This is a genomic window from Kitasatospora sp. NPDC094028, assembly GCF_049543595.1.
GTDB lineage: Bacteria > Actinomycetota > Actinomycetes > Streptomycetales > Streptomycetaceae > Kitasatospora.
The window spans coordinates 233,605-258,188 of sequence record NZ_JBMVFA010000004.1; the positions used below are offsets into that span (position 1 = coordinate 233,605).

25 protein-coding genes are annotated in these 24,584 nt (G+C 73.6%); 17 read left to right on the top strand and 8 right to left on the bottom strand.

Annotated features, from left to right (window positions below):
• The first annotated feature begins 26 nt into the window (after positions 1-26).
• The 6 genes from ACPC54_RS08855 (at position 27) to ACPC54_RS08880 (ending at position 4,963) form a co-directional block, all read left to right on the top strand.
• Positions 27-1,034 (top strand): ATP-binding cassette domain-containing protein, encoded by a 1,008-nt coding sequence (locus tag ACPC54_RS08855; RefSeq protein WP_498962760.1) that lies wholly within the window; start codon positions 27-29, stop codon positions 1,032-1,034.
• 1 nt (position 1,035) lies between these two features.
• Positions 1,036-1,827 carry an ABC transporter permease gene (locus ACPC54_RS08860; protein WP_498962762.1) on the top strand — a complete coding sequence of 264 codons (792 nt, stop codon included), beginning with the start codon at positions 1,036-1,038 and terminating at the stop codon, positions 1,825-1,827.
• 31 nt (positions 1,828-1,858) lie between these two features.
• Entirely contained in the window at positions 1,859-2,716 is an 858-nt protein-coding gene (locus ACPC54_RS08865) for a tryptophan 2,3-dioxygenase (protein ID WP_498962764.1), read from the top strand.
• 67 nt (positions 2,717-2,783) lie between these two features.
• Complete coding sequence (locus ACPC54_RS08870) at positions 2,784-3,326, top strand: hypothetical protein (protein WP_498962766.1); 543 nt, start codon at positions 2,784-2,786, stop codon at positions 3,324-3,326.
• Positions 3,327-3,357: 31 nt separating this feature from the next.
• Positions 3,358-4,587, top strand: coding sequence for a cytochrome P450 (locus ACPC54_RS08875; RefSeq protein ID WP_498962767.1), 1,230 nt, complete (start codon positions 3,358-3,360; stop codon positions 4,585-4,587).
• Between the two features lie 55 nt (positions 4,588-4,642).
• Complete coding sequence (locus ACPC54_RS08880; protein ID WP_498962769.1) at positions 4,643-4,963, top strand: TipAS antibiotic-recognition domain-containing protein; 321 nt, start codon at positions 4,643-4,645, stop codon at positions 4,961-4,963.
• Positions 4,964-5,026: 63 nt separating this feature from the next.
• Here the strand turns inward: ACPC54_RS08880 and ACPC54_RS08885 are convergent, their stop codons facing one another.
• Positions 5,027-6,979, bottom strand: coding sequence for an ABC1 kinase family protein (locus ACPC54_RS08885; RefSeq protein WP_498962771.1), 1,953 nt, complete (start codon positions 6,977-6,979; stop codon positions 5,027-5,029).
• 595 nt (positions 6,980-7,574) lie between these two features.
• Between ACPC54_RS08885 and ACPC54_RS08890 the strand changes: the two genes are divergently transcribed.
• From ACPC54_RS08890 to ACPC54_RS08905, 4 genes are all read left to right on the top strand, one after another.
• Complete coding sequence (locus tag ACPC54_RS08890) at positions 7,575-9,116, top strand: acyl-CoA carboxylase subunit beta (protein ID WP_498963206.1); 1,542 nt, start codon at positions 7,575-7,577, stop codon at positions 9,114-9,116.
• Positions 9,113-9,328 carry an acyl-CoA carboxylase epsilon subunit gene (locus tag ACPC54_RS08895; protein WP_498962773.1) on the top strand — a complete coding sequence of 72 codons (216 nt, stop codon included), beginning with the start codon at positions 9,113-9,115 and terminating at the stop codon, positions 9,326-9,328. The genes ACPC54_RS08890 and ACPC54_RS08895 overlap by 4 nt, the downstream gene beginning before the upstream one ends.
• A 160-nt stretch (positions 9,329-9,488) precedes the next feature.
• Entirely contained in the window at positions 9,489-12,146 is a 2,658-nt protein-coding gene (locus ACPC54_RS08900; RefSeq protein ID WP_498962775.1) for an AfsR/SARP family transcriptional regulator, read from the top strand.
• A gap of 243 nt (positions 12,147-12,389) precedes the next feature.
• On the top strand, positions 12,390-14,366 hold the full coding sequence (locus ACPC54_RS08905) for an AfsR/SARP family transcriptional regulator (protein ID WP_498962777.1): 1,977 nt from the start codon (positions 12,390-12,392) through the stop codon (positions 14,364-14,366).
• A gap of 74 nt (positions 14,367-14,440) precedes the next feature.
• On the opposite strand, the gene ACPC54_RS08910 is transcribed toward ACPC54_RS08905, so the two are convergent.
• Entirely contained in the window at positions 14,441-14,611 is a 171-nt protein-coding gene (locus ACPC54_RS08910) for a hypothetical protein (RefSeq protein ID WP_498962779.1), read from the bottom strand.
• A 189-nt stretch (positions 14,612-14,800) separates the two neighbouring features.
• On the opposite strand from ACPC54_RS08910, the gene ACPC54_RS08915 reads away from it, so the two are divergent.
• A complete protein-coding gene (locus tag ACPC54_RS08915; protein WP_498962781.1) occupies positions 14,801-16,432 on the top strand; it encodes a tryptophan halogenase family protein in 1,632 nt (543 codons plus the stop codon).
• A 74-nt stretch (positions 16,433-16,506) separates the two neighbouring features.
• On the opposite strand, the gene ACPC54_RS08920 is transcribed toward ACPC54_RS08915, so the two are convergent.
• The gene (locus tag ACPC54_RS08920; RefSeq protein ID WP_498962783.1) at positions 16,507-16,728 is read right to left on the bottom strand and encodes a hypothetical protein; all 222 of its coding nucleotides are present in this window, start codon (positions 16,726-16,728) and stop codon (positions 16,507-16,509) included.
• Between the two features lie 138 nt (positions 16,729-16,866).
• Here ACPC54_RS08920 and ku point away from each other — a divergent pair, with 138 nt between their 5' ends.
• Together ku and ACPC54_RS08930 are read left to right on the top strand one after the other, a co-directional pair.
• Positions 16,867-17,856 carry a non-homologous end joining protein Ku gene (gene ku / locus ACPC54_RS08925; RefSeq protein ID WP_498962785.1) on the top strand — a complete coding sequence of 330 codons (990 nt, stop codon included), beginning with the start codon at positions 16,867-16,869 and terminating at the stop codon, positions 17,854-17,856.
• A 47-nt stretch (positions 17,857-17,903) separates the two neighbouring features.
• A complete protein-coding gene (locus tag ACPC54_RS08930; RefSeq protein WP_498962787.1) occupies positions 17,904-18,185 on the top strand; it encodes a hypothetical protein in 282 nt (93 codons plus the stop codon).
• 31 nt (positions 18,186-18,216) lie between these two features.
• On the opposite strand, the gene ACPC54_RS08935 is transcribed toward ACPC54_RS08930, so the two are convergent.
• Positions 18,217-19,605: an NADP-dependent succinic semialdehyde dehydrogenase gene (locus ACPC54_RS08935; RefSeq protein WP_498962789.1), complete on the bottom strand. Its 1,389-nt coding sequence runs from the start codon at positions 19,603-19,605 to the stop codon at positions 18,217-18,219.
• A 110-nt stretch (positions 19,606-19,715) separates the two neighbouring features.
• Positions 19,716-19,997 (bottom strand): DUF6158 family protein, encoded by a 282-nt coding sequence (locus ACPC54_RS08940; RefSeq protein ID WP_498962791.1) that lies wholly within the window; start codon positions 19,995-19,997, stop codon positions 19,716-19,718.
• Between the two features lie 127 nt (positions 19,998-20,124).
• On the opposite strand from ACPC54_RS08940, the gene ACPC54_RS08945 reads away from it, so the two are divergent.
• Genes ACPC54_RS08945 through ACPC54_RS08960 form a run of 4 tightly spaced genes read left to right on the top strand, consistent with a single transcriptional unit; the run spans position 20,125 to position 22,434 of the window.
• Positions 20,125-20,718, top strand: a complete 594-nt coding sequence (locus tag ACPC54_RS08945) for an ArsR/SmtB family transcription factor (RefSeq protein WP_498962793.1) — start codon at positions 20,125-20,127, stop codon at positions 20,716-20,718.
• A complete protein-coding gene (locus ACPC54_RS08950) occupies positions 20,715-21,281 on the top strand; it encodes an MFS transporter (RefSeq protein WP_498962795.1) in 567 nt (188 codons plus the stop codon). The genes ACPC54_RS08945 and ACPC54_RS08950 overlap by 4 nt, the downstream gene beginning before the upstream one ends.
• Positions 21,278-21,400 carry a hypothetical protein gene (locus tag ACPC54_RS08955; protein WP_498962797.1) on the top strand — a complete coding sequence of 41 codons (123 nt, stop codon included), beginning with the start codon at positions 21,278-21,280 and terminating at the stop codon, positions 21,398-21,400. The genes ACPC54_RS08950 and ACPC54_RS08955 overlap by 4 nt, the downstream gene beginning before the upstream one ends.
• 50 nt (positions 21,401-21,450) lie before the next feature.
• Positions 21,451-22,434, top strand: coding sequence for an adenosine deaminase (locus tag ACPC54_RS08960; RefSeq protein ID WP_498962799.1), 984 nt, complete (start codon positions 21,451-21,453; stop codon positions 22,432-22,434).
• Positions 22,435-22,455: 21 nt separating this feature from the next.
• On the opposite strand, the gene ACPC54_RS08965 is transcribed toward ACPC54_RS08960, so the two are convergent.
• From ACPC54_RS08965 to ACPC54_RS08975, 3 genes are all read right to left on the bottom strand, one after another.
• Positions 22,456-23,040 (bottom strand): dihydrofolate reductase family protein, encoded by a 585-nt coding sequence (locus ACPC54_RS08965; protein WP_498962801.1) that lies wholly within the window; start codon positions 23,038-23,040, stop codon positions 22,456-22,458.
• 65 nt (positions 23,041-23,105) lie between these two features.
• On the bottom strand, positions 23,106-23,726 hold the full coding sequence (locus ACPC54_RS08970; RefSeq protein WP_498962803.1) for a vitamin K epoxide reductase family protein: 621 nt from the start codon (positions 23,724-23,726) through the stop codon (positions 23,106-23,108).
• Positions 23,723-24,517 carry a DsbA family protein gene (locus ACPC54_RS08975; RefSeq protein ID WP_498962805.1) on the bottom strand — a complete coding sequence of 265 codons (795 nt, stop codon included), beginning with the start codon at positions 24,515-24,517 and terminating at the stop codon, positions 23,723-23,725. The genes ACPC54_RS08970 and ACPC54_RS08975 overlap by 4 nt, the downstream gene beginning before the upstream one ends.
• Positions 24,518-24,584: the final 67 nt, after the last annotated feature.

Genomic DNA, 24,584 nt, shown 5'->3' on the forward strand with positions numbered 1-24,584 from the left:
TCCCGACGACCCACTGGAGGAGAGGCATGGAGACAGCGATCAGGGCCGTCGGCCTGCGGAAGCGGTACGGCGACCACGAGGCGTTGCGCGGGGTCGACCTGACCGTCCCGGCGGGGACCGTGCTCGGCGTCCTCGGGCCGAACGGGGCGGGCAAGACCACCACCGTCCGGATCCTGGCCACGCTGCTGGACGCGGACGAGGGCACCGCCGAGGTGGCCGGCTACGACGTCCGCACCCAGCGCCGGGACGTCCAGCGCAGCATCGGCCTGACCGGCCAGTACGCCGCGGTGGACGAGGTGCTGACCGGCCGGGAGAACCTGCAGATGGTCGGCCGGCTGCAGGGGATCGGCCGGGCCGCCGCGGGCCGGCGCGCGGACGAGCTGCTGGAGCGCTTCGAACTGACCGAGGCGGCCGGTCGCAGGACCGGCACCTACTCCGGCGGCATGCGCCGCCGGCTCGACCTGGCCGCCAGCCTGGTCGCCGACCCGAAGGTGCTCTTCCTCGACGAGCCCACCACCGGCCTGGACCCGGCCAGCCGGCTCGTGCTCTGGGCGATGATCCGGGAGCAGGTGGCGGCCGGCGTCACCATCCTGCTCACCACCCAGTACCTGGAGGAGGCCGACCAACTGGCCGACCGGATCATGGTGGTGGACACCGGCCAGGTGGTCGCCGAGGGCACCTCGGACGAACTGAAGCAGAAGGTCGGCGGCGAGCGCCTGGACGTGCGGCCGGTCGACCCGGAGCACCTGCCGACCGTGCTGGCGGCGCTGGCCGGGCTGTCCGGCGAGGCGCCGACGGCCTCCGAGGACGGGCGCAGCGCGTCCGTCCGGATCTCCGGCGGAACGGACGACCTGGCCGTCGTCGCGGCCGAGTTGGCCCGCCAGGGCGTGGCGCTCGTGGACTTCGCGCTGCGCCGGCCCTCGCTGGACGAGGTGTTCCTCACCCTCACCGGCCAGGGCGGCCGGCCCGCCGCCGAGGCGGACGGCGGCGATCGGCCGACGAAGGACCGCGCGACCACACGGAACGGAGCCTGACATGGCCGGTGTAATCGCCGATGGCACGGTGTGCGTCGAGCGGCACCTGCGGCACCTGATGCGCACGCCCGACAAGCTGGTCGAGGCGACCGTGGTGCCGATGATCTTCGTGCTGCTGTTCGGGCTGCTGTTCGGCAGCGTGATCGACGTCCCGAACGGCGGCTACCACGAGTACATCATGGCGGGCATCTTCGCGATGGGCGTCATGACGGCCGTCCAGAGCACCGCGGTCGGCATCGTCGAGGACCTGCGCAACGGCCTGACCGACCGGTTCCGCTCGCTGCCGATGTCCGGTGCGGCGGTGCTGCTCGGCCGGACGGTCGGGGACACCGCGCTGCGCGCGGTCAGCTGCCTGGCGATGGCGGCGGTCGGCCTGGCGATCGGCTGGCGGACCCACACCGGCGTCCTGTCGGTGGTGGCCGGATTCGGGCTGCTGCTGCTCTTCGGCCTGGTGATGTCCTGGCTCGGCGCGCTGATCGGGCTGACGACGGGCAGCGCGGAGACCGCCTCCTCGGTGCCGAACGTGCTGCTGATGCCGATGATGTTCCTGTCCAATGCCTACATCCCGCTCACCGGCCTGCCGCACTGGCTGGCCGTGATCGGCGAGTGGAACCCGCTGAGCGCGGTCATCGGGGGGTGCCGTGACCTGTGGGGCAACCCGCAGGCCGCGCCCAACGCCGACGCCTTCCCCGCCCAGCACCCGGTCCTGCTGAGCCTGCTCTGGATGGTCCTGCTGTTCGCCCTGGTGGCGCCGCTGGCCGTCCGCAAGTACCGGACGGCCGTTGCGCGTTGACGCATTCTTGAGACTCGATGGGGGAGATCCGATGTCCGAGATGATGACCGAACCGAAACCCGGCCCGGCAGGCGGCGCCACGGCCGCCCCGGAGGCCCCGCTCAGCTACGGGAGCTACCTGGAGGTGGCGGGCCTGCTGGAGCTGCAGCGCCCGCGCACCGAGGCCCACGACGAGCTCCTGTTCATCGTCACCCACCAGGCCTTCGAGGTCTGGTTCGCCTGCGCGCTGCACGAGTTGGAGCAGGTGCGGGCCGCCATGGACGAGGGCCGCACCGGTCCGGCCCGGTGGGGCCTGCGCCGGGTGCGGGAGATGGTCCGGCTGTGGATCGTCCAGATGGACGTGCTGGGCACGATGACCCCCGAGGGGTTCAACGAGTTCCGCGGCGCGCTGGGGGAGTCCAGCGGTTTCCAGTCGGCGCAGTTCCGCGAGCTGGAGATGATCTCCGGGCTGCGCGACCGTCGCCACCTGCGGCTGCCGGGCTCCACGGAGGCCGAGCGCGAGCGGCTGAACCGGCGCTTCACCGAGCCGTCGCTGCGGGAGGCGTTCACCGCGCTGCTGGAGCGTCAGGGGCTGGGTGTCGACGAGCTGTTCGTCCCCGGCCTGGCGCCGGACGAGCTGCGCGAGCTGGCGGAGGACCTGCTGGACTTCGACGCCGCCTTCCACCAGTGGCGCTACCGCCACTGGCTGCTGGTGGTACGGGTGTTGGGCGCCAAGCCCGGCACGGGCGGCAGTGCCGGCGCGGAGTTCCTGCGGCAGACTCTGGGGCAGTGGTTCTTCCCGGAGCTGCACGACGCCAGAGCCGGCGCCGTGCCGGACGTCCTCGCGGACACCGGGTCCGAGCCGGACGCGACCGGTTGCCCGCTCGGCTACGGCGCCGCGGCGTCCTAGCCGGACCGGCACCCCTCCGGGCGCCGCGGCGACCCCGCGGCGCCCGTCACAGAACAGGAGTGGCACCATGGAGTTGGACCGTCTGCTGCCGGTATGGGATCACCGCGAGCGGCACCGGCTGGCCGTCCGGACGAGGCCGGCGCCGGACGCCACCGCGGCCATCGCGGCCGTCGAGGCGGTCGAGTGGCGGGACGTCCCGGTGTTCCGCCTGCTCATGAACTTCGGTTCGATCAACGCCAAGCGCGGCCAGACCGCGCGCCCGTTCCTGGACGCGATGATCGCCGGCGGCTTCAGCGTGCTGCACCGCTCGCCCGAGGAACTGGTCGTCGGTGCCGCCGCCACGGTCACCGGCCCCGGCAACGGGGTCGCCGACCTCGGCGAGGACCCCGCCCGCGGCTTCCGCGACTTCGACCGGCCGGGCCACTACAAGGTGGCCTTCAACTTCCGCTGCGTAAACGGCGAACTGCTCACCGAGACCCGGGTGGTGAGCACCGACCCGGTCACCCGCCGCCGCTTCCGCCGGTACTGGACGGTGATCCGGCTGCCCAGCGGAGTCATCCGCCGGGAGTGGCTGCGGGCCGCCCGCCGCCGTCTGGCCGCCGCCGGGTAGCCCGGCCCGACTCTTCGGAAAGACACCACTGATGACCGCACTCAGCACCGCGTCCGGGTTCGACCTGGACGCCGTCGACCTCACCGATCCGCGGACCTTCGTCGACACCGACCTGTTCGCCCTCTGGCGGCAGTTCCGCGCCGAGCGCCCGGTCCACCTGCACCGCGCGACCGCGGAACTGCCCGCCTTCTGGGCGCTGACCCGCTACCACGACGTGATGTCCGTCTACAAGGACAACCAGCGCTTCACCTCCGAGCGCGGCAACGTGCTCTCCACCCTGCTGCAGGGCGGCGACTCGGCCGGCGGCAAGATGCTCGCCGTCACCGACGGCCCGCGCCACCGGGAGATCCGCAACCTGATGCTGCGGTCCTTCTCGCCGCGCGCCCTCTCGTACGTGGTGGAGCAGGTCCGCATCCGCACCACCGACCTGCTGGCCCGGGCGCTCGCCAAGGGCACCTTCGACTACGCCGCCGAGGTCGCCGAGCACATCCCGATGGGGACCATCTGCGACCTGATGGCGGTGCCGCCGCAGGACCGCCAGATGCTGCTGGACTGGAACAAGCAGGTGCTCAGCGCGGACAGCGCGGACGGCACGGCCGACGAGGCCTGGCTGGCCCGCAACGAGATCCTGCTGTACTTCTCCGACCTCGCCAAGGCCCGCCGCCGCAACCCCGGCGACGACGTGATCAGCGCGCTCGCCACCGGGTCCGTGGGCGGCGTGCCGCTCAGCGAGGACGAGATCGTCTTCAACTGCTACAGCCTCATCCTGGGCGGCGACGAGTCGAGCCGGATGGCCTCGATCGGCGCCGTCCTCGCCTTCGTCCAGCACCCGGACCAGTGGCGGGCGTTCAAGAGCGGCAAGGTCGGCGTGGAGAGCACGGCGGAGGAGATCCTGCGCTGGACCACCCCGGCGATGCACTTCGGCCGCCGCGCCCTGGTCGACCAGGAGATCGGCGGCCACCGGATCGCCGCCGGGGACATCGTCACGCTCTGGAACACCTCCGCCAACTTCGACGAGCAGGTCTTCGCCGACCCGCAGGCCTTCGACCTCGCCCGCACCCCCAACAAGCACGTCACCTTCGGCTACGGCCCGCACTTCTGCCTGGGCGCCTTCCTCGGCCGCGAGGAGCTGAAGGCCCTGCTGGACGGGCTGCGCGCGCAGGTCGCCGAGGTCGAGCAGGCGGGGCCGGCCAGCCGGGTCTACTCCAACTTCCTGTTCGGCTACAGCACCCTGCCGGTGACCTTCCGGCCGGAGCGCTGAGCACCTCACCGCAGTCCGCCGTCAACGAGCACCACATCGAGGAGAGGAACACCGCATGAGCATCGAGGAGAAGGAGCTCTCCCCGGAGGAGGAGGCGTACGTCAAGGGGTGCTGGGACCGCACCATCACCAAGCTGATCACCCTCTTCGACGAGAAGGCGGCGCCGGACGACCCGCGCGCGCTGGACACCCTCGCGGAGCACCACGGCTGGATCGCGGAGGTGTGGCCGGTCGACTTCGACCTCTACATCGAGATGGGCCGGTTCTACGTGGCCTACCCGGAGCCGTACGCCCGCTTCGAGGCCTTCCGCACGGGCCTGGCCGACTACGTCGCCGAGATCGTGGAGGCCTACGCCCGGGAGCGCAGGCCGCAGTAGTCCCGGCACGCGGCGCGGCCGCCCGTCCCCTCGCGGCGGGCGGCCGCGCCGTGCTGCGGGTCGTCAGCGCTGCGAGCGGAAGATCGAGAACACCACCCGCAGCGCGAGCACGCTGGCGATGACCAGCAGGTTGTAGCCGAGCAGCTGGAACAGCTGCAGCGAGTGCCCGAGCACCGGACCGCCCTTGGTGCCGAGCAGCAGCACCCCGATCAGGCCGAGCACGGCGCCGATGAAGGTGAGCAGCACCTCGTGCACGAGCGTGCGGACGAACCGGCGGTCCCGTTCGTCCGCGAGGAAGCGGACCTGCACGCCGAGCCGGCCGTGCTCCAGCGAGCTGGTGATCCGCTCCACCCGGCGGGGCAGCCGGCGCAGCATCGGGGCCATCGCCAGCGCCTCCTCGATCACGGTCTCGGCCATCGAGGCGGGGGTGAGCTTGCGCTGCACCTGGGTCTTCGCGAAGCCCTTGGCCCGGGAGATGATGTCGAACCCGGGCACCAGCAGCTCCATCGAGCCCTCCAGGGTGGCCAGCGCGCGGAAGGCGGCGGCGATCTCCGGCGGGCAGGTGAGGCCGTGCCTGGCGACCAGCAGGAAGAGGTCGGCGAACATCTCACGGTCCGGCCGCACACCCGGCGTCAGGTGCCGGGCCATGAACCGGCCGAGCGCCCGCTCCAGCTTCGTCTCGTCGATCTCCTCGGCGTGCTCGACGAGTTCGAGCAGCGCGTCGCACAGCGCCACCGGGTCGGTGCGGTGGATGGCCAGCAGCAGGTTGCGCAGCGAGGTCCGCAGCACCCGGTCGACCCGCCCGACCGAGCCGAAGTCGAGCAGCCCGAGCCGGCCGTCCGCGAGCAGCATGATGTTGCCGGGGTGCGGGTCGGAGTGGAACACCCCGCCGAACATGATCTGTTCGAACATGCACTCCAGCAGCTGCTGGGCCAGTTCCTCGCGCGCGGTCTCCTCGCCCGGCGGCGGGGCCCCGGCGCCGCCCAGGGTCAGCCCGTCCATCCAGGTGAGTATCAGGACCCGCTGGGTGGAGAACTCCTCGTGCACGTCCGGCAGCACCACGGCGGAGGCCGTGGCCGAGCGCGCGATGCCGGCCCGGACGGCGGTGGTGTTACGGGCCTCCACCCGGAAGTCCAACTCCTCGTGCAGCGACCGGGCGAAGCCCTCGGCGAGCTCCATGGCGCCGACCGTGCGGCCCCACTCGGTGTGCTCCGCCAGCTTGCGGCTGATCCGGAACAGGATGTCCAGGTCCCGCTGCACGGTGGCCCGCGCGCCGGGCCGCTGCACCTTCACGACCACCTGCTCGCCGGAGTGCAGCCGGGCCCGGTGCACCTGCGCGATCGAGGCGGCGGCCATCGGCTCCGGGTCGAACTCGGCGAACACCTCGCCGGGCGCCCGGCCCAGCTCCTCGGTCAGCACCCGTTCGATCTCCTGCCACGGCTCGGGCGGGACCTGGTGCTGGAGCCGGGTCAGCTCCTCGACGAACTCGGGCGGCAGCAGGTCGTACCGGGTGGACAGCAGCTGGCCCATCTTGATGAAGGTCGCCCCGGCCTCCTCCAGCGCCATCCGCAGCGACACCGCCAGCGCGGCCCGCTCCACCGCGGCCTGCGGCCCGGTGCGGTTGCGCGAGCGCAGCCAGCGGCCCAGCCCGTGCCGCATCGCGATCCGGCTCAGCTCGGTGTAGCGCCGGGTGCGGGCCAGCCGCCGGCGGAAGGCGTGCGGCCAGCGGACCACACCGGAGATCGAACCGCTGGGCAGGACCACCTCGGACAGCGCGAGGAACATCATCGCGGACAGGACGGCGAGGCTGATCTGGACGGTCACCATCGGGCCGCGCCGGGAGTCGCCCATCGCCGCGCCGATCGCCGCGGCCGCCGCCAGGCCGACCAGGGCGGTCAGGATCGCGCGGGTGTGGCCGATCCGGAGCCCCAGCAGACGCCGGACCACGGTGGCGAGCGCCGCGACGCAGACCAGCGGCACGACGACGGACAGGACCAGTAGCAGAGCCAGCTGCATGAGCGACGTACGGCCTGTCCCGGGCGGCGGCGGGGCGGGCCGTACCTCCTTTCTCTCGAACGGTCGGGCCGCGGCCGGCCGCGCGGGAGCGGCCGGCCGCCTGGGCGGTGAACGGGGGAGCGGACACCCCGCGACGCACCTCCCCCCGCTGCCATCATCACCGAATCCCGTGCCGGGCGGGCCGTGTGTCCCGATTGTCGGCTTGTGCTCCGATCGGATCGGCCGGGGCGTCGCGGTTTCCCGGACACGCGCTCAGGGCCGGCATTTCGGCGCGGCTTTCCCGCGCGTCGTGCGCATCCCGGTGCGGGGGGTGGAGATCGGCCGTGGAGTTCGGCTCGGTCCGCCAGCCTCCCACCTCGCGAGGGGTGCGGGGAAGTGGCCGGAAGTCGGATTCGACGCTGTCCGGTAGCTGACACATCGGCGATCGGGGCCCGCGGTGACCCGGAACGGAATTGCGACCATGGCACGATCGGGACATATCCGGGCCAGATTCCTCGCGGTGACCACCGACCCGTTCCTAGAGTCGGCCGGTGAGCCCCCGCCGGGGGCGCTCAACCGGAGGGAGTGGATGTCCGTGTCGAATTCAGCGTCCACCATGCAGGACCGGGTCGCCGAGCTGCGCAACCTCAAGGACGGCGTCCTCAGTGGCCAGGACCGCGCGACCGAAGCGCAGCACGGCAAGGGCAAACTGACCGTCCGTGAGCGGCTCGACCTGCTGTTCGACGAGGGCTCGTTCCGCGAGGTCGAGCAGCTGCGCCGGCACCGGGCCACCGGCTTCGGCCTGGAGGCCAAGAAGCCGCACACCGACGGCGTGGTGACCGGCTGGGGCACCGTGCACGGCCGGCAGGTCTTCGCGTACGCGCACGACTTCCGGATCTTCGGCGGCGCGCTGGGCGAGGCCCACGCGCAGAAGATCCACAAGCTGATGGACCTGGCGATCGCGGCCGGCGCGCCCCTGGTGTCGCTCAACGACGGCGCGGGCGCCCGGATCCAGGAGGGCGTCTCGGCGCTGGCCGGCTACGGCGGCATCTTCCAGCGCAACACCAGGGCCTCCGGCGTCATCCCGCAGATCTCGGTGATGCTCGGCCCGTGCGCCGGCGGCGCCGCCTACTCCCCGGCGCTGACCGACTTCGTGTTCATGGTCCGCGAGACCTCGCAGATGTTCATCACCGGCCCGGACGTCGTCCAGGCCGTGACCGGCGAGAAGATCAGCCAGAACGGCCTCGGCGGCGCGGACGTGCACGCCGGCGTCTCCGGCGTCTCACACTTCGTCTACGACGACGAGCAGTCCTGCATCGAGGAGGTCCGCTACCTCCTGTCGCTGCTGCCGCAGAACAACCGCGAGGCGCCGCCCGTCGTCCCGACCGGGGACCCGGCCGACCGGCGCTGCGAGGCGCTGCTGGACCTGGTGCCGGTCGACGGCAACCGCCCGTACGACATGCGCAAGGTGATCGAGGAGGTCGTCGACCTCGGCGAGTACCTGGAGGTCCACGAGCGCTGGGCGACCAGCGTGATCTGCGCGCTGGCCCGGCTGGACGGGCGGCTGGTGGGCATCATCGCCAACCAGCCGCAGTCGCTGGCCGGCGTGCTGGACATCCACTCCTCGGAGAAGGCCGCGCGCTTCGTCCAGATGTGCGACGCCTTCAACGTCCCGCTGGTGACCCTGGTCGACGTGCCCGGCTTCCTGCCCGGCGTCGACCAGGAGCACAACGGCATCATCCGGCACGGCGCCAAGCTGCTGTACGCGTACTGCAACGCCACCGTGCCGCGCATCTCGCTGATCCTGCGCAAGGCCTACGGCGGCGCCTACATCGTGATGGACTCCCGCTCCATCGGCGCCGACCTGGCCTTCGCCTGGCCGACCAACGAGATCGCCGTGATGGGCGCCGAGGGCGCCGCCAACGTGGTGTTCCGCCGCGAGATCGCCGCCTCGGACACCCCGGACACGACCCGCGCGCAGCTGGTCAAGGAGTACACGGCCGAGCTGATGCACCCGTACTACGCGGCCGAGCGCGGCCTCGTGGACGACGTCATCGACCCGGCCGACACCCGCCGGGTGCTGATCGACGCGGTCGCCATGCTGAGCGCCAAGCACGCGCTGCTGCCGGCCCGCAAGCACGGCAACCCGCCGCTGTGACCGGCGCCCCGGCCCGCGCGGTGCCGCCCCCGGTGCGCGTCCTGCGGGGCGCACCCTCGCCGGAGGACCTCGCCGTGCTGACCGGTGTGCTGGCCGCCCTCGCCGCCCGCGGGGGCGGCCGCGCCGCGGGCCGGGACCCGGGCCGTGCGGCCACCTGGCAACGGGTGCGCGCCGAGGAGATCAGACCGGGGTCCTGGATGGCGCTCAGCTGATAGCCGACCCGGGCTCACCGGGCAAGAGGACAGTGGTCGCTTGTCATGGCAGCTTCCTGAAGCGTGACTTGTGACGCTCGTCAGGAATCTGTTACGAACGACGGCGATGACGAGATCGCCGCTCGATTGTGATAGGGCTGCGGCCGGAGGGAGGCGGCTGGTGCTGCAGGTGGTGTTCCGGATCCTGGGCGCTCTGGACGTCCAGGCGAACGGAACCCCCGTGCCGGTGGCGGGGGCCCGTCAGCGCACCATCCTCTCGATGCTGCTGCTCTTCGCGAACCGGGTGGTCTCGGTCGACGCGCTGGCCGACGCGGTGTGGCACGGCAACCCGCCGAACACCTTCGTCAACCAGATCGCCATCTGTGTCTCCGGCCTGCGCAAGACCTTCAAGGCGGCGGTCGGCGCCGACGACCTGATCGTCACCATGCACCCCGGCTACATGCTGTTCGTCGGTGAACACCGCATCGACGCCGTCGAGTTCGAGGAGTGCACGGCCCGGGCCCGGGAGGCCGCCCGGGTCGGCGACACCGCCGGGGCGGTCGGGCTCCTCGACACCGCCCTCGGGATGTGGCGCGGCGCCGCGCTGGAGGGCGTCGCCGGGGAGCGGGTCGAGGCCGGGGCCGCCCGGCTCGCCGAACTGCGCCTGGACGCCTACGAGGAGCTGACCGCGCTGCGCCTGGAACTGGGCCAGCACCGGGAGCTGGTCGGCGAGTTGTCGGCCTTCATCCGGGAGAACGGGCTGCGCGAGCAGGCCCGGGCGCAGCTGATGCTCGCCCAGTACCGCTGCGGCCGGCGGGCCGAGGCGCTGGAGACGTTCCGGGAGGGGCGCCGGCTGCTGATCGAGGAGCTCGGCATCGAACCCGGCCCGGCGCTGCGGGAGTTGCACGAGGCGGTGCTGGCCGACTCGCCCCGCCTCGTCCCGCCCGCCGAGCCGGCGCCGGCCCCGCCGCCGACCGCCGGCCCCGCCCAGCTGCCCTCCGACGTCGCCGCGTTCACCGGCCGCGCGGACGAACTCTCCTTCCTGGACCGGCTGCTGGACGCGCGCGACGGCCACGACGCGGTGCCGGTCGGCCTGGTCACCGGCATCGGCGGGGTCGGCAAGACGGCGCTGGCCGTGCACTGCGCCCACCGGGTCGCCGCCCGCTTCCCGGACGGCCAGCTCTTCGCCGACCTGCGCGGCTTCCACCAGAGCGACCAACCCGCCGCACCCGGCGCGGTGCTGGAGCGCTTCCTGCTCGCCCTCGGGGTGCCCGCCGAGCGGATCCCCGCCGACCTCGCCGACCGCGGCGCGCTGTTCCGCAGCGTGCTGGGCGGCCGCCGGGTCCTCGTGGTGCTCGACAACGCCCGCTCCGTCGCCCAGGTCCGCCCGCTGCTGCCCGGCAGCGGCCGCTGCGGCGTCCTGATCACCAGCCGCTCCCCGATGGGCGGACTGGCCGGCGACTACGACTTCGTCCACCTCCCGCTGGACGCGCTCCACCCCGACGAGGCCGTCACCCTGCTCGACCGGGTGGTCGGCGACGGCCGGATCGTCGCCGAGCCCGCCGAGGCCGCCCGGCTCGCCGACCTGTGCGACCGGCTGCCGCTCGCGCTGCGGATCGCCGCCGCCCGGATCGCCGCCAGGCCGCACTGGCGGGTGCGCACCCTGGTGGCCCGGCTGGAGGACCGGCAGCGCCGGCTCGACGAACTCGGCCCGGACGAGTGCGGGGTGCGGGCCGTCTTCCGGCTCAGCTACCGCGACCTGCCCGAGCGGGCCGCCCGGATGTACCGGCTGCTCGGGCTGCTGAACGTCCCCGACTTCGCCGCCTGGGCCGGCGCCGCGCTGCTCGACATCGGGGTGTTAGAGGCCGAGGACCTGATCGAGGAGCTGGTCGACGCCCAGCTCCTCGACGTGCTTCCGGGCCCCGTCGCCGGCCGGGTCCGCTACCGCTTCAAGGGCCTGCTGCGGCTGTTCGCCCACGAGTGCGCCGAGGAGCGGGTGGGCGAGGCCGAGCGCCGCGCCGGCCTGCGCCGGGCGTTCGGCGGCTGGCTGTTCCTGGCCCGGGAGGCGCACCGGCGCGTCCACGGCGGCGACCACCCCGACGCCGACGGCCCCGACCACCGGCACCACCTGCCCGAGCAGCTGGTCGCCGACCTGCTGGCCGACCCGGCGGGCTGGTTCGAGGCCGAGCGCGCCGCGATCGTCGGCGCGGTCGAGCAGGCCGCCCGGTCCGGCGAGGCCGCCCTCGCCTGGGACCTGGCGATGACCGGCGCCAGCCTCGACCGCGAGCGCGAACGCCCGCTGGAACGCCGCCTGTACGGCGAGCGCGTCCCGGCTGCGGCGCTGCGGACCGGCGACGAGCTCGCCCAGACCCCGGCGCCGCACGCGCTCGGCCCGCTCGGCACCCTGGAGATCGTCCAGTGGCGCTACCACGAGGAGGAGACCGAGCGCCTGGACGTCGCACTGCGGCTGTTCGAGCACTGCGGCCGGGCCCTGGTGCGGCACAACCTCGCGCTGCACCCGCGGCCGTACGACGTGCCCAGCGCCCGGGGCGGCCGCCGGCTGGCCCTGGACGGCGCCGGCCCGGCGAGCGACCGCCTGGAGGCCACCCGCTCGGTGCCGGGCCGGTTCCTGGTCGCCCGGGCGGGGCTGGCGATGGCCTGTGTGACGGCGCTGAGCGGCGACCGGGTGGCCGCCGCCGGCTGCCTGACCGAGGCGGAACGGCTGTTCGAGGAGGTCGGCGCTTCGTTCTGGAGCGCCAAGGCGAGACGGCTGGACGAACTCCTGCGCGGCGCCGAGACGGTGAGCGCAGAGGCGCTGTGGCGGTTGCTCGAATCATGAGGCCGGCCCGCCCGCCGACCCGGCACCGCGGCCACCCCGGTCGCGGTGCCGGCGAGGGAACCGAGCAGGCCGATCAGGGCCTCTTTCATTTCAGTTTCGCCGCAGGCGAGTTGGATCCAGCGCAGCGAAATCAGGCCGACATCGCAGGGAAAACCCTGATCAGTATCGTCGGCGCCATCTGGGGGACAAGGTCCGGGTGCGGCCCGCTCGTCGAGGCCGCCACACCCGGGGTGGGGGTGTCACATGGAGTTCCGGATCCTCGGTCCGGTGGACGTCGTGGACGACGGCCGGGCGATACCGCTCGACGGTGCGAAACAGCGCACCGTCCTCGCGGCCCTGCTGCTCGCGGGCGGCCGGCTGATGCCGGACGACCGGCTCAGCGCGCTGCTCTGGGGCTGGGAGCCGCCCGCCACCCGCAACGCCCAGCTGTACACCTACGTGTCCCGGCTGCGCGGCCGGCTCGGCCCGCAGGTCGCCCTGGTCCGCAAGGCCCCCGGCTACCGGCTGGACCTCGGCCCGGCCACCCTCGACCTGCACGCCTTCGAGCGCACCGCCGAGGAGGGCCGTGCCGAACTGGCCGCCGGCCGCCACGACCGCGCCGCCGTGCTGCTGCGCACCGCGCTCTCGCACTGGCGCGGCACCCCGCTCGCCGGCACCACCGAACACCTGGCGGACCGCGAGGCGCCCCGGCTGGAGGAGTTGCGGCTGGCCGCCCTGGAGCACCGGATCGAGGCCGACCTCGAACTCGGCCGGCACGACGAGCTGGTACCAGAACTCCTGCGCCTGGTCGCCGAGTTCCCGGTGCGCGAGCGGCTGCGCGGCCAGCTGATGACGGCCCTGCACCGCTGCGGCCGGCAGGCCGACGCGCTCGGCGTGTACGACCACGGGCGGCTGCTGCTGGCCGAGGACCTGGGCGTGGACCCGGGCGCCGGCCTGCAGGCGATCCACCGGGCGATCCTGCGCGACGAACTGCCCGGCCCGGCGGCCGCGCAGCCGCCCCCGGCCGTGCTGCAGCGTCCGGTGGTCGGGGCGGCCCCGCCGGGCCCGGCCGCGCCGGCCTCGCTGTGGACCTCGCTGCGCCCCGCGATGCTGCCCGCCGACTCCCCGGACTTCACCGGACGGGCCGACGAACTCGCGGTGCTGGCCGCCAGGTTGAGAGTGCCGGCCGAGCGGGCCGAGGGGCTGCCGCGCCCGGCGGCCCCGGTCACCGTGGTGACCGGCCCGGGCGGGACGGGCAAGTCGGCGCTGGTCGTCCGGGCGGCCCGGCTGGCCCGGGCGGAGTTCCCGGACGGCCAGCTGTACGCCGACCTGCGCGGCCGCGACGAGCGGCCCAAGAACCCCGCGGACGTGCTGGGTTGGCTGCTGCGGGCGCTCGGCGCGGACGGCCGGGAGATCCCGGACGGCCTGGACGAGCGGGCGCAGCTGTTCCGCAGCCGGCTGGCCGGCCGGCGGATGCTGCTGGTCCTGGACGACGCGGCCGACGACGGGCAGGTCCGCCCGCTGCTGCCCGGCGCGGAGCGATGTCGCACGGTGGTCACCTCCCGCGATCCGCTCGCCGGGCTGGAGGGCAGCCGCGCGCTGACGCTCGGTCCGCTGGACTTCCCCGACGCCTACCAGCTGCTGGCCGCCGTCACCGGCCCGGACCGGGTGTCCGCGGACCCGGCGTCGGCGGCCCGGATCGTCGAGCTGTGCGACCGGCTGCCGCTCGCGCTGCGGATCTGCGCGGCCCGGCTGGCCGCCCACCCGCACTGGTCGCCGGCCACGCTCGCGGACCGGCTGACCCCGGTCGAGCGCCGGCTGGACGAACTGCGGCTCGGCGCGCTGGACGTGCGGCAGAGCCTGGCCCCGAGCCACCGGGCGCTCGCGCCGGCCGCCCGGGCCGCGCTGCACCGGCTCGCGCCGGCCGAGGCCGCGACGTTCACCGCGCGGGAGGCGGCGCTGCTGCTGGAGACCGGGGAGGAGGCGGCCGAGGAGGTGTTGGAGGCGCTGGCCGACGCGCGCCTGCTGACCGTGGTGGAGGAGCCGCGGCCGCGGTTCCGCTTCGCCCCGCTGGTCCGGCTGTTCGCCCGGGAGGCCGCGGAAGCCGCAGAAGCCGCGGAAGCCGCCGGGGCCACCGATGGACCAGGGGCCGCCGATGGGCCGGAAGCCGTCGAGGCCGCGGGCCCGGTGGGCGCGGTCGCCGCCGCGGTTCAGGCGCGGGTCCGGGCCTACGCGCTCTGACCTGCGCGGCCCGCGCCGGTTGCGCACCCCCTCGGCGGCCCGGTCCGTGACCCGGCCGCCGAGGGGGGTCCCGATCAGCCGCAGCCGCCGGCGTGCCCGCCGTCCAGGCTGCGGAGCGCGCTCAGCTCGCCCGGATCGTTCTGCTCCAGCCACTCTCGGAACTCGCGCTCCAGGCTGTCCATGGCTTCCACGGTGCCGTCCTGCTCCGCAGGCCGCAGACAGCTCGGGGCGGTGTTCTGGTTCATTTCGACCTCCCGGCTCGGATTGCGCAACGGTGTTCTCCGCCCGCCTCGCGAGCGTCCGTCCGAACGCTATGAAATTCATATATTTCGACGTCAGGGCGGCGCCACCGATATAGGCACGGCTATAGCCCTGCTATAGGTCCCTCCCGCACGCTGAGTCGGGCATCGGCGTCGGCGGACAAGGGAGCACAGATGCAGGCCCGCATTTCGAGCGTGGTCGTCCTCGGTGGCGGCCCGGCCGGCTGGATGACCGCGGCCTACCTCCGCAAGGCCCTGCAGGGCACCGTCTCGGTGACCGTCCTGGAGGAGCCGGAGACGGCCGGCGACGCCGGCATCGAGGCGGCCCCGCCGACCCTCCAGCGCTCGTTCTTCAGCACCCTCGGCATCGCCGAGGACGACTGGATGCGGGAGTCCGAGGCGACCTTCGGCACGGCCGTGCGGTTCCTCAACTGGCGCACCCCCGGCCCGGGCGACCCGGCCCCGCGCGCCCTCCCGGAGGGCGGCACGGACGCCTTCTACCACCCGTACGGCCTGCTGCCCGAGTACGACGAGATCCCGCTGTCGCACTACTGGTACCACCGCCGCCACCACGGCGGGCCGACCGAGCCCTTCGACCGCGCCTGCTTCCGCGAACCGCCCCTGCTGGACGCCCGGCGCTCCCCCCGCTGGATGGACGGCCGGCCCGCGACCCGCTACGGCTGGCACCTCGACCGGGCGAGCTTCACCGACTTCCTGCGCCGCCACGCCACCCTCCGGCTGGGCGCGCACCGGGTGCCGGGCACCCTGGCCCGGGTCGAACTCGACGCCAACGGCTTCCTGGAGACGCTCCACACCACGGCCGGCGAGGCCCTGAGCGGGGACCTCTTCGTCGACTGCTCCGGCCCCCGCTCCCGGCTGCTGCGCCAGGTGATGGCCGAGCCTTACCTCGACCTCGGCGACCAGCTGCTCTGCGACCGCGCGGTGACGGTGCGCCTGCCGCACGACGACTACGCCCACGGCATCGAGCCGTACAGCACGGTCGTCGCGATGCCGGCCGGCTGGGCCGGAAAGGTCCCGGTGCTCGGCCGCTTCGAGTCCAGCTACGTCTACGCCAGCGCCTTCGTGGACGCCGGCTCGGCCACCGAACAGCTCTGCCGCCTCTGGGGCGTCGACCCGGCCCAGGCCGAGGTCGGCGAGACGGCCTTCCGGGCCGGCCGCACCCGCCGCGCCTGGGTGCGCAACTGCGTGGGCATCGGCGCCAGCGCGGGCCTGCTGGAGCCGCTGGAGCCGACCGCGCTGCACTTCGTCGCGAGCGCGCTGCGCCAACTGGTGCGCCACTTCCCCGCGGACGCCTTCCACCCGGCCGTGCTGGACGGCTTCAACCGGGAGGTGGCCGCCGAGTTCGACGAGTCCCGGGACTTCGTCCAGGCCCACTTCGCCTGCTCCCGGCGCACCGACACCCCGTTCTGGCGGGCCCACCGCGACGTCGTCCTCCCGGACAGCCTGCGGGCCAAGACCGTCGCCTACCGGGCCGGCCTGCCGCTCGGCGCCCCGCAGCCGGAGCAGTGGCCGCACCACGGCGGCGCGGCCGAGCCGGGCCGGCTCTGGTCGGCCGCCAGCTACTGCGCCGTGCTGGCCGGCCTCGGCCTGGAGCCGGACGCGCCGCTGCCGGTGCTGGCCCACCGGCCGGACTCGGTGCGCGGCGCCGAACCGCTCTTCGAGCGGATCAAGCGCCAGCAGCAGAACCTGGTCGAGACCCTGCCGGACGCCCACGACTACCTGCGCCACCTGCACGGCCGCTCGGTCGCCGACCACCCGCAGTCCGTGCTGCGCCCCGGCGGCTGAGCGGTCCGCGGCCCGCTCCGCCAGGGCGCGTCGACCGCGTCAGGCCTCGGACCGTGTCAGGGCTCTCGACCGTGTCAGGCCTCGTCGAGCGCGGTCAGGCCGAGCACGGTGATCCGGGCGGCGTCCGCGGGCCGCCCGGTCAGCCGCGCCGCCAGGATCCGCGGCAGGTCGGCCTCCCGCGAGTACCCGGGCAGCACCGCGACCCGGGCCCGCCGCACCCCGGCCTCGCCCCGCACCGCGTACACCACCAGGTAGGCGGTCCACTCCGGCGGCGGGGCCTGCTCCTCGAAGGGCATCCGCACCGACCTCCACGGCCCATTCTCGGCCCGCCGCCGCCCGGGCGGGCGACCCGGTGGCCGATCGGGGCGAACCCGGGCACAGTGGGACTCTCGGGGCGTTGTCGGTGACCTCGGCGCTTTCCCAGGAGCGGCCCCATGCAGACCACCTGGAAGGGGACGATCAGCTTCGGGCTGGTCAGCATCCCCGTCCACCTCTACTCCGCGACCCAGGAGCACGACGTCCCGCTGCACCAGGTGCACGCCAAGGACGGCGGCCGGGTGCGGATGAAGCGGTACTGCGAGCGGGAGGAAGCGGAGATCCCGTACGCGGAGATCGCCAAGGGCTACGAGTCGCCGGACGGCCGCACCGTCACCCTCACCGACGAGGACCTGGCCGACCTGCCGCTGCCCAGCAAGAAGGTCATCGACGTGCTGGCCTTCGTGGAGGCGGGCGAGATCGACCCGCTGATGTTCTCCAAGGCCTACTACGTGGGCGTGGCCGACAAGGCCGCCGCCAAGCCGTACGCACTGCTGCGCGACGCCCTGGTCGAGTCCGGGCGGATCGCCGTCACCAAGATCGCGCTGCGCACCCGGGAGTCCCCGGCGGTGCTGCGGGTCCACGAGGGCACGCTGGTGCTGCAGACCTGCATCTGGCCGGACGAGGTGCGCCCGGCGGCGGGCATCGCGCCGGAGGAGGACGTCACGGTCCGGCCGCAGGAGCTGAAGATGGCGCGCTCGCTGATGGACACCCTGTCCGAGGACTTCGACCTCTCCCAGCTGCACGACGACTACCAGGAGGCGCTGCAGCAGGTCGTCAGCGCCCGGCTGGAGGGCGTCGAGCTGCCGCACGAGGAGGAGGCCGGCGAGGCGCCGGACAACGTGATCGACCTGATGGAGGCGCTGCGCAGCAGCCTCAAGCAGGCCAGGGGCGGGCGGGCCGGCGCGCCCGCGGAGGCGGAGCCCGACGCGGCCGACGCGGCCGACGAGGCGGACGGGCCCGGGAAGCCCGCCCCGCGCAAGCGCGCCCCGGCGAAGAAGGCCGCCGCGGCGAAGAAGACCGCGACCGCGAAGTCCACGACCGCGAAGAAGTCCACGGCCGCGAAGACCACGACCAGGAAGTCCGCGTCCCCGCGCAAGGCCTCCTGACCCGCGCGGAACCGGCCGTAACCCCCGAAACACCGGAGGCGATCCCGATGGACCTGCTGACCTACAAGGAACTCGACACCGGCCCCGAAGCGCCGCGCCGGAGCCCGGCGCAGCGCGCCTGGCACTGGCTGCTCAGCCTCAGCCCCACGGTCGTGACGGTGATGACCGCGCTCTCGATCGGCCTGGCCATGGTCGCCGTCCAGGTGGACTGGGATCCGATGATCGGCCTGATGGCCTTCTTCTGGTTCCTGACGTTCGTCGCCCTGGCCGGGATGCTCGCCCGGTGGGCCACGCCCGGCCGGGGCAGGCACCGGATGGCGGCCTCCTGACCCGGTCGGCGGCGCGCGGGCCCGGGGGTGCTCAGCCGATCCAGACCGTGGTGACGTTGCAGAACTCCCGGATGCCGTGCCCGGACAGCTCCCGGCCGAACCCTGAGCGCTTGACCCCGCCGAACGGCAGCGCCGGGTGCGAGGCGGTCATCCCGTTGAAGAACACCCCGCCGGCCTGGACGTCGCGCACGAAGCGCTCCTGCTCGGCCCCGTCCGTGGTCCACACGTTGGAACTGAGCCCGAACGGTGTGTCGTTGGCGAGCGCCACCGCCTCCTCCAGGTCGGCGACCCGGTAGACGGTGGCGACCGGCCCGAAGGTCTCCTCCTGGTGGATGCGCATCGCCGGGGTGATGCCGGTGAGCACCGTCGGCTCGAAGAACCAGCCGTCGTCCCAGCCGGTCGGCCGCCCGCCGCCGCACTCCACCCGGGCGCCGTGCACCCGGGCGTCCTCGACCAGTTCCTCCAGGTCGTCCCTGCCCTGGCGGCTGGCCAGCGGGCCGATGTCGGTCTCCTCGTCCATCGGGTCGCCGATCCGCAGCGCCCGCATCGCCGCGGTGAACGCGGTGACGAACGGGTCGTAGACGTCGGTGTGCACGATGAACCGCTTGGCGGCGATGCAGGACTGGCCGTTGTTCTGCGTCCGGGCCGTGACGGCGGTGCGGGCCGCCGCGGCCACGTCGGCGCTCGCCAGCACGACGAACGGGTCGCTGCCGCCCAGCTCCAGCACCGACTTCTTGACCTCGTCGGCCGCCGTGGCGGCGACCGCCCGGCCGGCCGGCTCGCTGCCGGTGAGGGTGACGGCGGCGACCCGGCGGTCCCGGATCACGCCCTCGACGGCGCCGGAGCCGATCAGCAGGGTCTGGAAGCAGCCCTCCGGCAAGCCGGCCCGGCGGAACAGGTCCTCGATCGCCAGCGCGGTGCGCGGCACGTTGGAGGCGTGCTTGAGCAGGCCGACGTTGCCCGCCATCAGGGCCGGCGCGGCGAACCGGATCACCTGCCAGAACGGGAAGTTCCACGGCATCACGGCCAGCACCGGCCCGATCGGGCGGTAGCGGACGTAGGCCCGCGAGGCGCCGGTGTCGGCGACGTCGGCCGGCGCCGGGTGCTCGTCGGCGAGCAGCGCCTCGGCGTGGTCGGCGTACCAGCGCATCGCCCTGGCGCACTTGGCGGCCTCGGCACGGGCGGCGGCGATCGGCTTGCCCATCTCCTCGGTCATGGTGCGGGCGACCGCCTCGCGGTCCTGGTCGAGCAGGTCGGCGGCGCGGTGCAGCAGTTCGGCGCGGGTGGCGAACGGGGTGGTGCGCCAGCCGTGGAAGGCGGCCTCGGCACGGGCCAGGCGCTGCTCGGTGCCGGCGGCGTCGAGCGGTTCGAAGGTCTGCAGGATCTCGCCGGTCGCGGGGTTGACGCTGGCGATGGGCATGCGGGGCTCCCGGGGGTCAGTGCGTGTCTCCCACCCTCCCCGACGCCCCACCCCCGGGCACGCCCATACGGCCCGGCGTGTCCCACCGGGCCGTACGGGCGTGCCCTCTCCTACTCCGGCAGGGACTCGGCGCGCGCCGCCGCCTCCCGCGCCCGGGCCCCGGCCCGGGTGCGGGAGGCGGTCACCAGGCGGTTGGGGAACCGGTGCAGGTATTCGGCCTCCAGCTGTCCCATGCGCAGAGTGTGCCGCTTGAGCGCGTCCTCGGAGCCGTACAGGAACGTCTCGTGCCGGGTGCGGTGCAGCTGCTCCAGCTCGTGCAGCAGGGTGTCGTTGCCCAGCGCGTGCGGGGAGACGCCCTCGGGCCGGATGTGCGGGTCGTCGACGTGCCGCATGTCTCGGTACCTCCTCGGCGGGAAGCCCCCCACTCACCTTGGTACACCCGGACGGGCCCGCACGCTCGGACAAGAAGAGTTGTAAAAGAGATGTCGTACAAGAGCTCTTGTGCGTATTCTCCCGGTCATGGACGACACCACGGACGACCCGCGCTCCACCCGGGAGATCTCCGACTCCCGGGTGCTCGCCGCCCTCACCCACCCGCTGCGCCGCCGCCTGATCGACGTGCTCAAGGTGGGCGGCCCCGCCACCGTCGGGCAGCTCGCCGAGCGCACCGGGCAGGCGGTCGGCAACGTCAGCCACCACCTCAAGGTGCTCGCCGAGAGCGGCCTGATCGAAGAGGCCCCCGAGCGCGCCCGCAACCGGCGTGAGCGCTGGTGGCGCCTCGCCGACCGGCAACTCACCTGGGCCAGGGCCGACTTCGACGGCGACCCGGTCGCCGAGGCGGTCGCCGACGCGGCCGGCTCGATCCTCCTGGAGCGCCAGGTCGAGCTGGTCCGCGAGTGGGCGCTGCGGCGCGGCGGCTACCCGGCCGAGTGGCAGGACGGCTGCGCGATCGCCACCCAGAGCTGGCTGCGGCTCACCCCCGAGGAGGCCAGGGAGCTGGCCGCCGACCTGGACGCGGTGATCCAGCGGTGGGCGGACCGGCCGGTGCCCGAGGACGGCCGCGAGCGCGAGACCGTCCTGGCCTTCGCCCACAGCGTCCCGGCGCAGCCGTGAGCACGACTCTGTTGTCGGCCGAAGTCCCGTCCCGCTGGGGGCTGTTGGCCGACCGGGACTTCCGGCTGCTGTGGGCGGGGGAGAGCGTCAGCAAGCTCGGCGGCAGCATCACCTCGCTCGCCCTGCCGCTGGTCGCCGTGCTGACGCTGGACGCCGGGCCGTTCGCGGTCGGCCTGCTGACCGCGACGGTCTGGCTGCCCTGGCTGTTCTTCGGCCTGCCCGCCGGGGTCTGGGTCGGTCGGGCTCCCCGGCGGATCGTGATGATCGCCTGCAACCTCGGCTCGGCGACGCTCTTCGCGAGCGTGCCGCTGGCCGCCGTGCTCGGCGTGCTCACCCTGGCCCAGTTGCTCGCCGTCGCCTTCCTCGCCGGTACGGCGGCGGTGTTCTTCGACGCGTCCTACCGCGCCTACCTGCCCGAACTCGTGCCCGCCGCCGACCTGATCGAGGCGAACGCCAAGCTGGAGGGCAGCGCCTCCGCCGCCCAGGTCGCCGGACGGGGGCTGGCCGGGCTGACCGTCCAACTGCTCGGTGCGGCCACGGGACGCGCGCCACGATGTGGATGACGACGGCGCTGCTCGCGCTCTTCGGGGTGCTGCCGCTGCTCTCGCCGCTGCTCTCGCCGCTGCGCACCCTGCGGGAGTTGCCCGGCCGACCCGCCGAAGCACCCCAGATCATAGGATGAATCCACCCCTACCTTCAGATTCCATCCCCGACAGCTCGGACAGATCGAAGATGCCGCTTCCCAAGGCCGAACTCCACCTGCACATCGAAGGCACCCTGGAGCCCGAACTCGCCTTCGCGCTCGCCGCCCGCAACGGCGTGGAGCTGCCCTACGTCGACACCGAGGCGCTGCGCACCGCGTACTCCTTCAGCGACCTGCAGTCCTTCCTGGACCTGTACTACGCGCTGATGGCCGTGCTGCGCACCGAGCAGGACTTCACCGACCTCGCCGAGGCCTACCTCGCCCGGGCCGCCGAGCAGGGCGTGCGGCACGCGGAGATCTTCTTCGACCCGCAGGCGCACACCGTCCGCGGCGTGCCGCTCGGCACGGTCGTGGCCGGGCTGACCGCCGCGCTGGCGCGCAGCGAGGAGCGCCACGGCATCAGCACCCAGCTGATCATGTGCTTCCTGCGGGACGAGTCCGCCGAATCCGCGCTGGAGACCTTCGAGGCCGCCCGCCCGTACTTCGACCGGATCGCCGGCATCGGCCTGGACTCGGCCGAGGTCGGCAACCCGCCCGCGAAGTTCCGCGAGGTCTACCGCCGGGCCGCCGATGCCGGGCTGCGCCGGGTCGCCCACGCGGGCGAGGAGGGCCCGGCCTCGTACATCACCGAGGCGCTGGACGTCCTCGGCGTCGAGCGGATCGACCACGGCCTGCGCTGCCTGGAGGACGGCGAGCTGGTCGCCCGCCTGGTCCGCGAGCAGGTCCCGCTGACCCTGTGCCCGCTGTCCAACGTGCGCCTGCGCTGCATCGACACCCTCGCCGACCACCCGCTGCGCGAGATGCTGGACGCGGGGCTGCTGGTCACCGTCAACTCCGACGACCCGGCGTACTTCGGCGGCTACGTCGAGGACAACTTCCGCGCCGTCCGCGCGGCCCTGGCCCTCGACCGGGAGACGCTGCGGCTGCTGGCCGCCAACTCCTTCCGCGCCTCGTTCATCAGCGACGAGCGCAAGGCCGAACTCCTGGCGGAGGTCGCCGAGTTCATCTTCTGACCGGTGCCCGTGCGCGGCCCGTCACCCGTCCAGGGGCGACGGGCCGCTGCGCCGGTAGTGCAGCAGGGTCACGCCGCCGGTGAAGCGGTGGGTGCCGGTGAGGGTGAGCGGGACGGGCCGTTCGGTCGGGCGGAACAGCAGGGTGCCGCGGCCGAGGATCACCGGTGCGACGTAGAGCCGGAACTCGTCGATCAGGTCCTGGGCGAGGAAGGCCGCGCCCAGCTCCCCGCCACTGAGGGAGAGGTCGCCGCCGGGGCCGCGGGTGAGGGCGGCGACCGTCTCGGGGGTGACCTCGCGGACGATCGTGGTGTTCCAGTCGGCGTGGTCGAGCGTGCGGGAGAAGACGGTCTTCGGCATCGCGCGCCAGATGTCCGCGAACTCCAGCATCGGGCCGGTGGCGGCCGGGTCCCGGTCGGCCGTGGGCCAGTAGGCGGCCATCAGCTCGTGGGTGCGCCGGCCGGAGACGAATCCACCCATTCGGGCGAGTTCCCGGTTGAAGTGCAGGTGCAGTTCGTCGTCGACGTGCTGCCACCCGAGGTCGTGGTCCGGGCCCTCGAAGTAGCCGTCGAGGGAGATGTTGCTGAAGAGCACGATCCTGCGTCGCATGACGACCTCGCGGGGCGGAGGGCCCGCCGTCCGCCCCCGGGGCGGGAGCGGACGGCGGGCGGGGATCAGATCAGGGTGCTCCAGTAGTACCAGAACCGGTTGAGCACCAGCAGCGCGACGACCGCGTACCAGAGCGCCGGAACGGCCCAGTGGTAGCGGGCCGCCTCCCGGACCACCGGCCGCAGCCGGCGGCCGACCGGGATCACGCCGGAGCGCAGGTTGTGCAGCGTGGTGTACCAGAACAGCGGGATCATCGCCGCCCACACCACCATGCAGTACGGGCAGAGCGCGCCGATCCGGTAGAGCGCCTGGTACATCAGCCAGGTCACGAAGCCGATCCCGAACACCGTCCCGGCCTGCAGGCCCAGCCAGAACCAGCGCCGGTGCGTCGAGCCGGACAGCAGCCCGGCGCCGACCGCGATCACCACGCCGAACCCGACCAGGCCCAGCAGCGAGTTGGGGAAGCCGAAGGCCTCGGCCTGCGCGCTGCGCATGATCGAGCCGCAGCTGACGATCGGGTTGATGTTGCAACTGGGGACGTACGACGGGTCCTTGAGCAGCCGCAGCTTGTCCAGGGTGAGGACGGCCGAGGCGAACAGGCCGAGCGCGCCGCCGATCAGCAGCAGCCAGGCGTACGGGCGGCTCGCGCCGTACGCCCGGGCGGCGGGGGCCGAGGGGGCCGTCATCCGGCGACCTGCTTGACCAGCGCGGTGAACTGCTCGGGCGAGACGGCGTTGCCGCCGGTGAGGACGTCCAGCTTCCTGCCGTCCAGCTCGACGGTCGGCGTGCCGGTGACGTCGCTCTTGTCGAACTCCTCGTTCACCTTGGCCGCCCACGGCGCGTAGGTGCCCTCCTGGACGGCCTTCACGAAGGCGTCCGTCTTGAGGCCGGGCACCTGCCCGGCGAGGTCGAGGACGTGGTTGACGTCGGCGAAGGCGTCGCTGCGCTCGTCCGGCTGGTTGGCGTAGAGCACGTCGTGGAAGGCCTTGAACTTGTCCACGCCCTCGTTCAGCGCGGCCCCGGCCGCCGCCAGCGCGGTGCGCGAGCCCTGGCCACCGAGGTTGTTGTCCAGGAACGTCGCCAGGTGGTACTCGATCTTGTACGTGCCGTCGTCGGCGAGCTGCTGGATCGCCTTGCCGGTGGTGGTCTCCAGCTTCTCGCAGAACGGGCAGCGGAAGTCCTCGTACACCGAGAGCGTGTGCGGGGCGTCGGCCCTGCCGTAGGTGATCACGGTGCCGTCGGTGCCGGTGGTGTGGGCCGGGACTACCAGCGGGCCCTTGGCGGCGGCGTTCGCACCGGAGCCGGAGGAGCCGCCGACCGCGAAGGCCACCCCGGCCGCGAGGGCCAGCACGGCGGCCGAGGCGACGCCGACCACCACCCGGCGGCGGACGCGCTCGGATCGTTCGGCCTGCTCGCGGGCGACGCGCATGCGCTCGGTGGCGGAGGTCTTCTTGTCGGTCCTACGGGAGTTGCTCATGGGGTGTCGTCCTGTGCTCTCGGGCGTGCGTGGGTGCGAGAGGGCCGACCGCCGGAAAACGGAGGTC

Excerpts from the sequence above, each read along its gene's own strand:
- ACPC54_RS08855 (WP_498962760.1), top strand. The coding sequence starts at position 27 with ATGGAGACAGCGATCAGGGCCGTCGGCCTGCGGAAGCGGTACGGCGAC.
- ACPC54_RS08860 (WP_498962762.1), top strand. The coding sequence starts at position 1,036 with ATGGCCGGTGTAATCGCCGATGGCACGGTGTGCGTCGAGCGGCACCTG.
- ACPC54_RS08865 (WP_498962764.1), top strand. The coding sequence starts at position 1,859 with ATGTCCGAGATGATGACCGAACCGAAACCCGGCCCGGCAGGCGGCGCC.
- ACPC54_RS08870 (WP_498962766.1), top strand. The coding sequence starts at position 2,784 with ATGGAGTTGGACCGTCTGCTGCCGGTATGGGATCACCGCGAGCGGCAC.
- ACPC54_RS08875 (WP_498962767.1), top strand. The coding sequence starts at position 3,358 with ATGACCGCACTCAGCACCGCGTCCGGGTTCGACCTGGACGCCGTCGAC.
- ACPC54_RS08880 (WP_498962769.1), top strand. The coding sequence starts at position 4,643 with ATGAGCATCGAGGAGAAGGAGCTCTCCCCGGAGGAGGAGGCGTACGTC.
- ACPC54_RS08885 (WP_498962771.1), bottom strand. The coding sequence starts at position 6,979 with ATGCAGCTGGCTCTGCTACTGGTCCTGTCCGTCGTCGTGCCGCTGGTC.
- ACPC54_RS08890 (WP_498963206.1), top strand. The coding sequence starts at position 7,575 with ATGCAGGACCGGGTCGCCGAGCTGCGCAACCTCAAGGACGGCGTCCTC.
- ACPC54_RS08905 (WP_498962777.1), top strand. The coding sequence starts at position 12,390 with ATGGAGTTCCGGATCCTCGGTCCGGTGGACGTCGTGGACGACGGCCGG.
- ACPC54_RS08910 (WP_498962779.1), bottom strand. The coding sequence starts at position 14,611 with ATGAACCAGAACACCGCCCCGAGCTGTCTGCGGCCTGCGGAGCAGGAC.
- ACPC54_RS08915 (WP_498962781.1), top strand. The coding sequence starts at position 14,801 with ATGCAGGCCCGCATTTCGAGCGTGGTCGTCCTCGGTGGCGGCCCGGCC.
- ACPC54_RS08920 (WP_498962783.1), bottom strand. The coding sequence starts at position 16,728 with ATGCCCTTCGAGGAGCAGGCCCCGCCGCCGGAGTGGACCGCCTACCTG.
- ku (WP_498962785.1), top strand. The coding sequence starts at position 16,867 with ATGCAGACCACCTGGAAGGGGACGATCAGCTTCGGGCTGGTCAGCATC.
- ACPC54_RS08930 (WP_498962787.1), top strand. The coding sequence starts at position 17,904 with ATGGACCTGCTGACCTACAAGGAACTCGACACCGGCCCCGAAGCGCCG.
- ACPC54_RS08935 (WP_498962789.1), bottom strand. The coding sequence starts at position 19,605 with ATGCCCATCGCCAGCGTCAACCCCGCGACCGGCGAGATCCTGCAGACC.
- ACPC54_RS08940 (WP_498962791.1), bottom strand. The coding sequence starts at position 19,997 with ATGCGGCACGTCGACGACCCGCACATCCGGCCCGAGGGCGTCTCCCCG.
- ACPC54_RS08945 (WP_498962793.1), top strand. The coding sequence starts at position 20,125 with ATGGACGACACCACGGACGACCCGCGCTCCACCCGGGAGATCTCCGAC.
- ACPC54_RS08955 (WP_498962797.1), top strand. The coding sequence starts at position 21,278 with ATGACGACGGCGCTGCTCGCGCTCTTCGGGGTGCTGCCGCTGCTCTCG.
- ACPC54_RS08960 (WP_498962799.1), top strand. The coding sequence starts at position 21,451 with ATGCCGCTTCCCAAGGCCGAACTCCACCTGCACATCGAAGGCACCCTG.
- ACPC54_RS08965 (WP_498962801.1), bottom strand. The coding sequence starts at position 23,040 with ATGCGACGCAGGATCGTGCTCTTCAGCAACATCTCCCTCGACGGCTAC.
- ACPC54_RS08970 (WP_498962803.1), bottom strand. The coding sequence starts at position 23,726 with ATGACGGCCCCCTCGGCCCCCGCCGCCCGGGCGTACGGCGCGAGCCGC.
- ACPC54_RS08975 (WP_498962805.1), bottom strand. The coding sequence starts at position 24,517 with ATGAGCAACTCCCGTAGGACCGACAAGAAGACCTCCGCCACCGAGCGC.